We start from the raw sequence: 12876 nt of genomic DNA, 5'->3' as shown, positions 1-12876 counted from the left end.
GTTGGTCGGCGTCAAAAAGGTTTTAAAACATCGTTTCTGCTTTCTGGTTATGTAGGGATTGAAACTGTGAAAGATGAGTGGTCTGATCAGAATGTGGATCTCCGGTTGTTCAGTGAGGGTGTAGAGCGTTTTTTCGTTGACAACAAGTTTGAGACTAAGTTGGAGCGTTTTGGCTCGGGTTTCAAAATAGAGGCGGTGAATGTTCATTTCCGGGTTAATGTGAGGGTTTTTGGTAGTCCGGAGTTTTTTAAGGTGGAGTTTGTGCCTGGGAGGAAGACTAGTGGGTTTTCGTTGGGGATGGTTTTGGGTTATGTTGGTTCGGTTTTTGGTGGGGGAGGGCTTTTTTTGAGGGATGTGAGGCTGCAAGAGGCGATGAGCGAGTTTGAAAGTTTGTTCTGGGAGTATGTTGATAAGCAAGTGGTTGAGCTTAGGGGTTCGGCGGTTGTGAAGCAGAGTTAGGATGAGGCGGTTGGGTTGAGGCGGTTATTTGTTGTTGCAGGTTTGGTTCTGGTTATTGTGGGTGTTGCGTTGACGTTGTATTCGGTTCGTGAGGTTTATTTTGAGGAGAATGTGGTTGAGGTTTGGGGTTCTGTTGTGAGGCCTATTTGGCCTTCGCGGTTGAATGCGTCGGGGAGTTCTGGGGACAGGGGGTTTTGGGGTAGGTTTATGTCGAGGAGTTCGTGGTTTAAGTTGAATTTGAGTTTTTCTGGGGTTGTTAGGGTGTCGGTGTCGAGTGTGCAGAGGGATGCGGAGGGTAGTCAGACTTTGGTTCCCGTTTTTAGTGAGGTTGGAGCGGTTTTTGGTCAGAGGGTGGATGTGGGTGGGAATGGTACGTATCAGGTGGATTTGGTGAATGAGGGCGCGGTTCCAGTTGATGTTTTGCCTGGCAGTAATGTGTATGCGAAGGAGAATGTGGCTAAGAATCGTGTTGGTTCCCCGTATTCAGTTGTGGGAACGTTGGCGGCTTTGTTGGGTGTGGTTGTCATGATTTTTGGGTTGGTTGCGAAGTCTAGGAAGCCGATGAAGGTTAAGAGAAAGTAAGCGTAGTTTCCAGCTTTATGAATTGTCGGTTTGTGCGGTTGCATTTGCGTGGATGTTAGTGTTGACGTTGCCTAAGAAACACTAACAACTGACTGTTGCTGAGCCTCTATGTTAGGGTGCATGTGGCTCTGCGGAAAAAGAAATTTCAAAAGAAGAAGGCGGTTAGCCTCTTATACCTTCTTCTAACAGTGTTGCGGATGCGTTTAGAGGCTGAAAGCTGCGTGGATGTCGTCATACGACTGTTCCCGGTGGCATTAACGCCTCTCAATGTTACGTGTTAAGGGCTGTGGCTGTTTTGAAGTTGTTGTTGACGTTGAAGGGTTTGCCACAACAACATCTTGGATGTTGGAGGTGGGTTTCTTTTCAGATGTTATTAACTTCCGCTTAGAACAAGCAATAATACCGAGGTGCTTCAGGTTTAGAAGTAGTAGTCTGCGCCGCGTGTACGTTGACTACTACTTCTATGTTGTAGGCGTCTGGCTGTGTGGGTGTTGATGCCCAATCGTTCTTAGTGTCATCAACAAGGTTTGAGCGTTGTGTTTTGGGGTCTGTTTGGGTCTTTGTATGGTGTTTTGGGCGCTGTTTGCCTGGTGTCTTGTGTCAAGTTTTGTCACTGTTTGGGCATGGTTTCGCCAAGGGATGGCGTGGGGGGCTGGTTTCTGTTTCAGGTGTTATTAACTTCCGCTTAGAAACCGTAATAATAACGACCTTTTTGAGTGCGCCTGTGTGGCTGTGTGGGAGCTTGTTGAAGGGCGCTCGTGCTTTTGCCACAACTGCTTCCTTTGTTGCAGGGTCTTCTTTGCTGTGTGCGTGTTGATGGCTAGGTATTCGTTGTAGTGTCGTCGTCAAGTCTTGTGTTGCAGGAGTGTGGTTTGGGTGTGCAGATGCCAGCGTGTGTTGCTTTGGAGGCGCTGGCTAGATTCAGGTTGTTTAAGGCTCTCTGCTGTTCTGCGTGTAACGAAAAAAGAAGATGATGTGTGAGAGCTGGTGTTTTTTATGCTGGTGGTTCCCAGGCTTCGCCGAGTAGTCTGAGGTCTTCAGCGTCTATGAAGCTGTCGCTGCTTAGGTCAGCGTTCAAGTTCCAGAGTAGGTCTCCGGGTTGGGTTCCCCATGAGAAGTTGATGGCTGCGAGGTCGGCGCTGCTTACCCAGCCGTCTTCGTTTATGTCGCCGAAGAGTGGGTTGACTTCTACTACTGAGGCTAGGTTGTATAGTGTGTTGTCAGTTGAGTCTGTGTCTAGTACGCCTATTGTAGCTGCTACTGCGCTGACTGTGTAGTTGCCTCTCGGGAAGTCGCGGGTGTTCCATGTGAAGGACACTACTTGGGTTGCGCCTAAGCCTAAGCCGCTCACGGTTTTGGTTTCTATTAGCGAGGTTGCGGCTGATGTGTTAGCGTAGGTTGATAGGTAGAATGTTTCGATGTAGTCGCCGTCGTTTCTGACTGTGACGTCAACTGTTACGTTGTCTCCTCGCGTTACCGTTGTTGGTGTTGGAACGATGTTTGTTACTGCAACGTCATGTCCAGGCTGGATTAGTGTGAAGGAACCGGGGTATGCCTTCTTTATGAGGTAGTTGTGTCCTGCGAGTTTGACTTCGAAGTTGAGGTTGGTTGGTCCACCAGATTGGGTAGCGATGTTTATTGTGGCTAGCGTTTGCCAAGTTCCGTAAGCTATGTTTCCGCCTCTAATGTTTCCTCGAATTGATTGTGTAGCCCAAACGAAGCCTGCTGTGTCATTCAGTTTGAGTAGAGCGCCATAAGTGTTTCCTGCACCAGCCGTGGTGTTCAGATATGGTCCTAATTGGACGCTTGTCACAGTTATCGCTGTTGCGTTGTAGGTCATCTTAAACTCAAAGCCGTACAGCTCCTCTATTCCTGTGACGTTTATTTTGACTTGGGAAGGAATAGGCGATTGAATCTTTGGATAGATGGCGACTGTTTGCGTAAACTCGTAGTAAACAGTTGCCCAAACCTCATGGATTCGTAAGACGCCGCTGGTGCTTGGCGTACTCGGGTCTTGTCTGTTGAACCGGAACTTCAGGTTGGATAAGTCTTCCCAAGCCCATCCGCCGCCGTTGGGATCTGCTTGATTGGTATAAGTTCTGTTATGCCAGGGAGCACTAACGTTTAGCTGTGCTCGAGTCCACGATTGAAGAGTAGTGTTAGTAGTGCTCGGACTTACCCGATAGTTGATGTACATTGTGGCTCCGGTATCTGACGTCTGCGATACCACAAAGAAAACAACATGCAGATCAACCCGCGTGATTCTTGAACCCCTAGGCGGTGCTGCCCTCGGACCGTAGACGTTTAGCTCAAAGTAGCCGTTAGATGTGCCGTAACCTGCTCCGTTGGTGTGGGCCCAATTGGCAACGTTTGTTGTTGCGTTGCTGCCATCGTACGCTCTGTCTGGGAATCTCGCGAATACCCCACTACTAAATGTGTAATTGCTGGGGCGGGAAGCATACGTACCGGTAACTGGAGGTGCGCTAGCGCTTTCGATTTGGAAAGGCGCAACTTTGTCTGAAGCTGTAAGGACTGAAGCTAGTGCAAGTGCAAGCAGAAGCAACATAATCTTGATTGCTTTGTTCATTCACGCTCCCTCCAAATTATAGTTCGTACTCCCCATAATTGGTCGCCACTCTGACCAAGTCATCAATGTCAACGTTAAGGTCGTTGTCTACATCCGCTTCTGGATCAAATACCTCTGGCGGCAAAAGCACTGGAGACGGAGTGACCCTAATAGCCAAGTAGTCAAGACGGAATGTTGTTCCTGTAGCCGAAGCATAGGTCAGTCTGACCGCGATGTTATTCACCATTGCTTTGGTCCAAGCGTATGCTGTGGTTACATCGACCCAGACGAGAGTGTCAAATTGGTCAGAGGCGTTGTGAGTAAACGTCGTGGCGCTCCAAGTTCCGCCATTGTCGTTGGACATTGCAACGGTTATCAATCTGAAGCTGCTGTCAACCATTCTCTCCAGCCCCACTTCGACTTTACTCACTCCCGTCCAAGATGTTGTGTTGAAGCCGAAGTTAGTCCATCTATGTGCATCGTTGAGAGTCGTTTCGGATGCCCGAGTGTCATCAGAAGATCCCACAAACTCTGGATTGAGCCATCCAGCTCCACCTGCTACTGCCCATTGTGTGGCAATCTTTGTGACGCGGATAACGTTTGTTCCGTAGTTCACTCCTACGACCGCTAGATCATAAATGTCAACCTCGCCAAACACCGGTTCGAGATCATAGCTTCTTGGTCGTGCAAACTCGCCCACTTGATCGAGCACGCTTACATCGTATGTTGGCGGCTCAATTGGATTAAGGAGGCTGTTCCGCAGCTTGATGGAGTAAAGGTCAAATTTGGATCCTGATGTTCCACCGACCACATATAGGGTTATGGTGGCTAGAACACCGCTACCCAAGGAGCCTGATCCGGCTCCCGTACGCGTGCAAGCCAAAGTCAAAGTTTCGTTGCCTCCTGTGCCGCTCCTAATTGGTGAGACCCAGAAGGTGGTGCCGCTTTGTGCAAGGAACGAACCTTGCACTGCGCTGACGTAGTTGAAGTCAATGTCTGTCCAGTTGAGTTTGAGTTCCCACGCCCACAAGTCAAGGACGGATGAGTTGACTCCGCTGATGGCGATGTCGAATGTGATGTTTCTTCCGACTTTTCCAGGAACTTTCAGGGGGTCAATACTCAAAGTTATGATTGTTGTTGCTGAAGTTATTTTTACCATGCTGAAAACTGCGCTGAAACCTATAATCATAAATAGTGCTATTGCTAGTACACGTTTCATCTCTTTCTCTCCCTCTACTGCCAACTACACGTAATAAAACTGCAGTCAAATATAAATCGTTTGTGTAATTGTCGTCTATAAGCCAGAGCATACAGAAAGATGGGAGAAAGCGTCTACGAGTTCAATGCCCGCCTTATTTTCTCTTTCTAAGGAAGAACACTGCCGCAACCACAGCGATAAGTATGATTGCTCCCACAGCGATGTATATGTAGATGCTTTGTAATCCATCAGCGGACACTGACACGGTTTTGATGTCGCTTTCGCTCGCCCCGGCGTTAACGTTACCTTCCCATGTTGCTTGCAGTTCGTAGCTTCCAGCTTCGCCTGGCTTCCATCCATACTGATAGTTGCCTTGAGCGTCAGTTGTCACTGTAACCAGCGTTGTCCAAGTTCCGCCGTCTTTCCGCACATTAATTGTCACTGATACAGCAGGCGCATAAGGGGTGATTGTGCCACTAATGGTTATTGTGGAGCCTGCAGTTGCTGATCTGGCTGTGACCTCGATGGTTATCTCACTTATTGCTTGACGAACTACTAAAGCTCTGGTTGTGCTCACGTTAGCCGACGTGATGCTGTCTCCAGCCCAACTAGCTCTTATGTCATAGTTGCCAGCCAAGAGGGGCTTCCATGTGTATTGATATTGTCCTTGAACGTTTGTGTTCACTGTTGCAGCGTCAGTCCATGCGCCGGTTTGTCCAGAGCCTCTGTACTGAACGGTTACGGGGACATCTGTAAGCGAAGTTGCTGAACGAGTTACCGCCCCGCTGATCTTGGTGTCTTGTCCTATGTTAATTGTTGAAGGCGACAGTACCATGGTTACTAGACTTCCCCATTTCTTTATTGTTACCTCGCCGTAAGTCAGCATGTTATCTGTGATGTTGATTTCCGCAGGAAGATTCGTGCGTATAGTGGAATACTCGACGACTGTTACAGTTGCTTTCAGCGTGTAAGTGCCGATTGCCAAGCTTGTTGTGTTCCATTCGAAATCCGCTCGTGCATTAATGCCAACTTCGGGCACTTGGATTTCCGGAGGTTGTATGTTAGGTTTGACCAGCTTCGTCGTCAATGTGGTATCATTGCCATATATTGTGACTTTGAACAGCACTTTGTCGCCATGAGTATCGAGGACACTTGTCACTGTCACATTGATGAAAATTGCTTCACCTATGTTGATGGAGTCCTTGGAGACGTCAATGTCTACTAAGGCTATGTCAAACGGCCACAACACGTCGAGAATTTGCTCTTGAGTCGTGTTCTCCATTCCCCAGCTGTCCGTAATGGTCAAGGTCACTCGTAGCGAGTTCAGACTGAGGGCAGACTGGTTAAACACCACGGTAACTGAATCGTCGGTCGTGGTTTTGTTCCAGAAATTGATTTTGTCACCCTGCGCAGAAACCCTGTAAGCCCAGTAAAAGAACTCGGTGAAACCGTGACCGTCAGGATCTGTGCTCGAGGAGGCATCAAGTGTCACAGGTTGACCGGCGACCCCTCGTGTTGGTGTGATTATTAGGATAGGCTGTGGTGGGTCGGCAACGCTTTCTCCTATTATACTCACTGTGTAAGCGCTTGCGAATGTGTAGTTGAGGTATATGAAGTAATGAGTGCTGTTGAATATTGCCATGTAGTTGGTGTTGGAGCCGTTTAGTTTAACAATCCACGCTGTTGGACTTGAGGCGTTCAGTAGATCATGCGGTAATGTTACGTTTGAGAAGCGTAAGATTCCTTGTTGTCCTGTGACGTTAAAGGTCAATTTTTTCTCGCCGTGAACAAACATTTCATTCGCATCAGCAGACGCCAGCGAGTCCGTGCGTATCCCGACTGTGAACGTTCTGCCAAAAACTGGAATATTGTATATGAGCCTGCTCGCGGATGCAATCGTTACGCTTCCGCCAACAAGCTCGTTGTTTGTTATGTTGTTCTCGCCGGGGTCTGTGATTGCCACGCCTTTTATGGCGTATACAGCTTCTGGGATGCCCGTTGTATCCCAAGTATGCACTGTGCTTTTAGTGTACTGCAAATATGGTGTCCCGGGAGTTTTCGGGCTCAGTCCTATTATCTGCGTGGTGCTTATTGGAACGCCATTATAGAATGTGGTTACACCGAAGTCTTCTTGTCCAGTTCCAATGTTTTGGACAGTAACATTGATGCTTATCAAAGTCCCAGGTATGATCTCTCCAATGGGCACGACTTCGACCTTAGTGACGTTTATGTCTCTTCTTACAATGTTAATAGTCTTGTTAGTCGCATCCCAATGGGGATTCGGCGAATCGCTGTCAGTAACATTGAGTTTCACAAGGTATAGCCCTTCTTTTGTGAAGCTGTGCGTTGAGATTTTATCAGTTGTACTGAAAGCTGCGATAACTTCCGCCAAATCAGCTGTGGTGATGTTCCAGGCATAGTCTGCTATAATCGTTCCTTCTGGATCGTAGCTGTCAGTAGCATTAAGCGTGACTGTTTGATTAGCTGCAGGCTCATAGCCATCAATCACCTCATACGGACGGTAACTGAAAGAGGCATAAGGTGCAGCACCAACATAACTCCCGTCAGTTACATCATGCGGAATCGCAGCACTGTTTGAATCAAGAAGTATCGTGTCATGCAGGTCGAGCGGGCTTTCGCCGCCTCCAACAACTTTAAAGATCACTGTTGCCAACCAGCCGTCTCCGTACACGCCGCCCACCTGACCCAGAATGCTGGCGGCGGCTTGAACCCAGCCAGCGTCATTGTTAATGTTCTTGGTGAAGTAGGTTGTGCCTCCTATCATCAGGAAGTCGCCTTCAATGACATCGGTGACCATTAGCACTCCGTCGATGACTCCTTGAAAAGACATTTTGAACTGCCATGATTTCAGATCGACAGCGCCCGAGATCATTATGTTAACAGCGAAAATGTCTCCGGGCAATAAGCCCGTAGTGGAAGGGGGATCGACATACACGATTGTTGAAGCTTGTGATTTCGCCGTTGGTACTAATGGCAGAAATGGAGTGATCAAAACCGTGAGTAAAACAATTATGCCGTAAACCTGACGCGGATTAGGTTTCTTCATGTCCTCGCCTTCTCTCTCCAACGTTGAACATGTGAAACTAAATGCAAGACACAATTTAAAAGTTGCTGAACACATCTACTAAACACAATACTAGACGATTATTGTAACCACACTATAATGGAAAAAGGCGCATCAAACGCCAGAACTTGCCTCTACTAAGAAACAGATTTCCAAAAAGACCACAAGAAAAAAGAGATGCTAGAAGTTTCCGGGTCTAGCGAATTGGAGTTTGCTTGCCACCGCCGCCTCGGCGCCTCATAAACAGGAAACCGACAACAGCCACCACGGCAACTCCGGCGATAATGCCACCGTACAAGAGCCAAGGAGTCTCCTGAACCTCAACCAACGTAACCGTGCCACCCCGGCTCGTATTATCCTCCTGAGCTTGTTCAGGCTCACCTGCAACAGGAGCAACCGCCGCGTTAATTCGGTAGCTGCCCTTAGCCACACCTGAAGTGTCCCACTCGAAAGACAAAGTCTTAGTCTGATCAACAACTAACGACGTAGTCTGCGCTGGACCCAAAGCAGTACCCAACTGCAACCCTACACTATAATAAGCCGTGACACTCACACTCGTCAAATCGCCTGAACCCTCATTGCTAACCTTCACCGTAATAGCCACTTTGTCGCCAATTGTAGCAGACTCAACCGCAGCTTTAACCTCGGCGACCTTGACATCGTACGTGAACCGAACCTTCACCGCCTTAGTAATCGACCTGTTCCAGCGATCATTGTCCATAACAGTCAAAGTCACGTCATAAGTGCCACCCTCAGAATAAGCATGATAAGTAATGGCGCCAGCCTCCTCCACGACGGGAGTGCCATCGCTGAAATTCCAAGAATAAAGAACAATGTAATGATCTACGCCCTGATCAACATCAGTCGAATTGCTGGCATCAAACGTAATGGTCTCATTAATATTCGCTTTAGCAGGAGTGAACGAAAAATCAGGTCGCGGAAAACCAGCTGTATTCGAGAACAAACCATCCCGCGAATCGTGATCAATTGGATTTGGAACGCTGTCTCTCAATTTGGTTTCCACCAAATCTAAGGTTGTTTCGCCCTTGGTCAAAACATCAAAACTTATCATAGCAAGCTTACCACTTCCGCTAACCCCAGGAATATCAGCGCCTAAACGAGTAACCCCAAGAAGAACACGATATTTGTCACTGACGTTTTGAGTCAGCACCGGGTTAACCCAATAAGTGGACGCGTTTTGAAAACCCTTAAGAAAGTCGCCTTCAACAGCTCCAGTGTAATTAAGAACTGACGCATTCCACAACAACTTGAACTCCCAAGCAAACACGTTCACAGCAGACTTGATTGTGATATTTATATTGAAACTTTCGCCAGGCTCAAAATCAATAGGAGTCGGATCAACATAAACAAGCGGCTTCACCTGCTCCACAGACGAAGGGACCAAACTCAAAGCTGAAAGACTCAAAACAAACAAACTCAACAAAAGCAACACATGTTTAGGCTTCGGCATCCTCATTTCCTCTTTAGGCGTGAATAGGATTCGTAGGAAAACAGAGAAGATAAAACATTTAAACTTATCCATAATTGAAGGAGACAGGTCTCAGTTAGCCAGTTGCGCCGAAGTTGCCGACTAACTCCGACAAATCAACAGTGTTGACTGCGTTGTCTCCGTTCATGTCTGCCTCTTCATTCCAATTAGGGTTTCCAGGCACAGATCCGAAAGCCTTTCCCAGATTAAACATGTCACGCGTGTTGACCAACCCACTGTCATCTACGTCACCTAAAAGCTTCACACGAATAGTTGAATGCGTCAGAGAATTATCTCCAGCATAAATCTCACCTAGGACCACGCTTGCCACTGCGGTCACATAGTAGTTGCCCCGCTCAAAACCAGACGTATTCCATCCAAAAGTCACTGTTGTCCAAGCCCCAGACGCTAAAGTAACTGGACGAGAATATACCAAGGTAGTATTAGCGTAACAGGACAAAGTGAAGGATTCACCAAAGTCACCCCAATTCCGCACAGTCACATCTATCGTCACATTTTCTTTCTGGTAGACTCTGAGCGGCGAAGGATCAACTACAGTGACAGCCAAGTTGTGCACAAGCGAAGTTCTGTAATAAAGGTCAAAGCCACCAGTTCGATTCGAAGTCCACACAACCCACATACGCGTGTCCACAGACTCAGCCACAGCAACCCACTGGTCCTCCCGAGTGTCGGTTGTAAATGGAATCGGACTTGACCACGAAGTTCCATTGTTATTTGACTCCACATAGTAAATGTCGCCTGTGCCATCGCCTGGAACACCAATTATAGTCCAGAATACGCGTATCGTTCCATTCCATGCCTGAAGAATCGCGGGATACACGTCAATGTAATCTACGGTGCTAGTGAGCCGCTGTTCACCCAGCCAAGATGTTCCATTGTAAACGTTGTAAATCAGCTCTTCGTTTAACCCAAACCTGTCCGTAGACCAAACAACCCATATGTTGCCATTTTGCATTTGCGCAATGGATGGGCTGCCATCCACACTCGCATTATACGTGAGCCGAAAATCACTAGACCAAGAAATCCCATCCGGCGAAGTCTTATAATATAATTCGGAATTACCCGTCCGACCAGAAACCCAGACAAGCCAAATAGAGCCATTAGCAGCCTGCATTATGGAAGGCGCCAAATTATCCCCAGAAGCATCGTCAAGCGGAAGCTTCTTTTCAGCTGACCAGGTGGTTCCATTATCTGACGAGGTTCTGTAGACAAGTTCATAAGGAGACTGTGTAGGCTCAGCCGCAGGCGAGAAGTCGCTAACCATCGAAGAAGGTGAACTTAAGGTGGAAGGAACAGTCACAGTGACAATCGTGGTTCGAGTTACGTCGAGCGCCTGGTTGTAGCCTCTCACTGTTACAGTGTACGTGCCCACAGGGGTCTGCACGCCAACATTTATTGTAAGACCTGAATAAGCGTTCCCGTTCGGCGGAGGCGTCACTTGAGGAGGGCTAAAACCCGTAGTAATATGTGGAGTGGGTGGTCCAATCCTCGTTGACAAACTCACCAAGTCACTGAAGCCGTTCAGCGAATGGACTGTGATATTGGAAAAACCTGAACTTCCCCTAGGAATTGTGAGCGCGTTAGGCGATGCACTCATTTCAAAATCATTGGGAAGAAGCGGCGGATTCTTCTGCGCTGCCCACACAACTATTATTGTTCCGTTCGACAGCTGAACAATTGACGGATCTTTGTTAAAGTCTTGACTTGGAACCGCGGTGAGGTTTTGCTCAAGCGCCCAAGTCGCGCCGTAATCAGACGACGTCGTATAGAAAATAGACCAGCGCGACTGCACCTCCTTGTCCCAGACTACCCAAATTTTTCCATCCGATGTCTGGGTAACCGAAGCAGATCCATCATAGTACGACGTGTTAGTTGGGAGCGGTTTCTCGCTTGACCAAACAATGGGCGACACAGAATGTATATTTGCGAGTAACAAAACCGAAGAAACGAGCATCGTCAGAAGCACGAGTTTCTGTCTTCTCGTAGGGTGGGGTCTCCTGTGACATTGTGTTAATTTACAAGAAAAGAAAAAAGGGAGTTTGGGACGTCACGTGATGAATCCGTTTACGGTCGGACCCACCAAGTGAACGTTTTGGTATGCTGACCAGTTTGCCAAACCATTGGGAATCGTGGGTCTGGGAAGTTGTATCGATACTCAAGGGTTGAAGTTGTTGTGTAGGTGTTTGCGTCGAATGCCCATAGATCCCATAACGCTGCTGGCAGGACTTTCTGTTCGCCTGGCATGATAGTGTAGAAGCCTGGAGTCAACGGATCAATTCCAGTGAAAGCCACTCTCAATCTGATCGCTTCCATGAAAGCGTTGCCCATCGTAGCGCCAGTTTCTGTCCAGTAGTGAATCACTAGCTTCAGGCTATTGAATCCTGCGGCGGTCTTGAGCGACGGCATAGAGTCGGAAATTGGACCTGTTATCCATCTCTGAGTCTTCCAGCCGTAGCTTCCAGAACCCCACAAGGAACCTAGCCAAGCAAAGTCTGGATACGTGTAGACGTCCATATCAATTGCAGTGCTGTCTGCCTTTGTGAACGCTTCAAGCGTTACACTCAGGATGACGTCTCCTGGGTTCAAGCTGATGTCCTGGAAGTCAATTATGCCTGTCAACTGGCTGTAGTCGCTCGCTTGAACGTAGCTACCGTCCGCGCCAGCACCTGCCGCTGGTCCCCATGGGGCTAGGAATGGACTTGTACCGACTGTTGTCCAATCAGAGAAGCCTGCGGGTGTGTAGCCACTCACGTTGTAGTACGTTGTTGGTCTAGGCACTGTTGTGTACATGTGTTGGCCGCTGTACAGGTTGAACACCTTGTTGTCTGAGCCGCGCACAGTTGAGTGCTTTGCACGCACATAGAGTGGTGCATAGCCTGTGTTTTGGACTATCATCTTGAACTTGCGGGTGTCTCCTGCCTTCCAGCCACCTTCTCTTGTCTGGTTGCTGCCAGGCACGTTGTACATATCCGCAGTGAGTCCAAGATAATAGGCGTCAACTGCATCGTGCGCCATCTCAACGCCCATGGAGTCCAACAGTATAGTGTCATGTAGGTCTAATGGAGTTTCGCCTGCTTCTAGCACAGTGAAGATTATTGTAGCTAGCCATCCATCACCGTAGACGCCGCCGACTTGTCCGAGGATAGTGACACCAACCTTCAGCAAGCCGTGGAACGCATCCACGTACTTAGCCATGAAGGTATCGCCACCAATCATCATGAAGTCGCCCTCAATGACGTCGGTGACAGCTAGCGTGGCCATGTACTTCGAGAAGGACAACTCAACCTGCCATGACTTCAGATCAACAGCACCCATCACCATCAGGTTCACCGCAAAGATGTCGCCAGGCATTAGGCCAGTGGTCAATGGAGGATCTATATATACAGTTGTGGTCTGCGCCCGCACGTTAACTGCAGGCATAGCCAACAGCAACGCAGCAAGAGCCAACCACAAAATGCTTTTTCCTCTCACTCTAT

8 protein-coding genes are annotated in these 12876 nt (G+C 48.3%); 2 read left to right on the top strand and 6 right to left on the bottom strand.

Features of this window, described 5'->3' with window-relative positions:
- Positions 1 to 66 precede the first annotated feature (66 nt).
- Together VJ249_02650 and VJ249_02645 are read left to right on the top strand one after the other, a co-directional pair.
- Positions 67 to 459 carry a hypothetical protein gene (locus VJ249_02650; GenBank protein HKZ93468.1) on the top strand — a complete coding sequence of 131 codons (393 nt, stop codon included), beginning with the start codon at positions 67 to 69 and terminating at the stop codon, positions 457 to 459.
- A gap of 15 nt (positions 460 to 474) precedes the next feature.
- Positions 475 to 1041, top strand: a complete 567-nt coding sequence (locus VJ249_02645; GenBank protein HKZ93467.1) for a hypothetical protein — start codon at positions 475 to 477, stop codon at positions 1039 to 1041.
- Between the two features lie 994 nt (positions 1042 to 2035).
- On the opposite strand, the gene VJ249_02640 is transcribed toward VJ249_02645, so the two are convergent.
- The 6 genes from VJ249_02640 to VJ249_02615 form a co-directional block, all read right to left on the bottom strand.
- A complete protein-coding gene (locus VJ249_02640; protein ID HKZ93466.1) occupies positions 2036 to 3628 on the bottom strand; it encodes a CARDB domain-containing protein in 1593 nt (530 codons plus the stop codon).
- A gap of 16 nt (positions 3629 to 3644) precedes the next feature.
- Complete coding sequence (locus VJ249_02635) at positions 3645 to 4826, bottom strand: hypothetical protein (GenBank protein HKZ93465.1); 1182 nt, start codon at positions 4824 to 4826, stop codon at positions 3645 to 3647.
- Positions 4827 to 4959: 133 nt separating this feature from the next.
- Positions 4960 to 7872: a PKD domain-containing protein gene (locus VJ249_02630; protein ID HKZ93464.1), complete on the bottom strand. Its 2913-nt coding sequence runs from the start codon at positions 7870 to 7872 to the stop codon at positions 4960 to 4962.
- A 214-nt stretch (positions 7873 to 8086) separates the two neighbouring features.
- Entirely contained in the window at positions 8087 to 9361 is a 1275-nt protein-coding gene (locus tag VJ249_02625; GenBank protein ID HKZ93463.1) for a PKD domain-containing protein, read from the bottom strand.
- Positions 9362 to 9455: 94 nt separating this feature from the next.
- A complete protein-coding gene (locus VJ249_02620; GenBank protein HKZ93462.1) occupies positions 9456 to 11312 on the bottom strand; it encodes a CARDB domain-containing protein in 1857 nt (618 codons plus the stop codon).
- Positions 11313 to 11464: 152 nt separating this feature from the next.
- The gene (locus VJ249_02615) at positions 11465 to 12871 is read right to left on the bottom strand and encodes a cohesin domain-containing protein (GenBank protein ID HKZ93461.1); all 1407 of its coding nucleotides are present in this window, start codon (positions 12869 to 12871) and stop codon (positions 11465 to 11467) included.
- Positions 12872 to 12876: the final 5 nt, after the last annotated feature.

The organism is Candidatus Bathyarchaeia archaeon, assembly GCA_035283685.1.
In the GTDB taxonomy this organism is placed as follows: domain Archaea; phylum Thermoproteota; class Bathyarchaeia; order Bathyarchaeales; family Bathyarchaeaceae; genus DATETJ01.
The sequence above is the reverse complement of the archived record's forward strand: the minus strand, read 5'-3'. Positions and strand labels throughout refer to the sequence as shown.

Bases quoted from the DNA above. Each gene is read 5' to 3' on its own strand.
- VJ249_02625 (HKZ93463.1), bottom strand. From the start codon at position 9,361: ATGCCGAAGCCTAAACATGTGTTGCTTTTGTTGAGTTTGTTTGTTTTG.
- VJ249_02640 (HKZ93466.1), bottom strand. From the start codon at position 3,628: ATGAACAAAGCAATCAAGATTATGTTGCTTCTGCTTGCACTTGCACTA.
- VJ249_02630 (HKZ93464.1), bottom strand. From the start codon at position 7,872: ATGAAGAAACCTAATCCGCGTCAGGTTTACGGCATAATTGTTTTACTC.
- VJ249_02635 (HKZ93465.1), bottom strand. From the start codon at position 4,826: ATGAAACGTGTACTAGCAATAGCACTATTTATGATTATAGGTTTCAGC.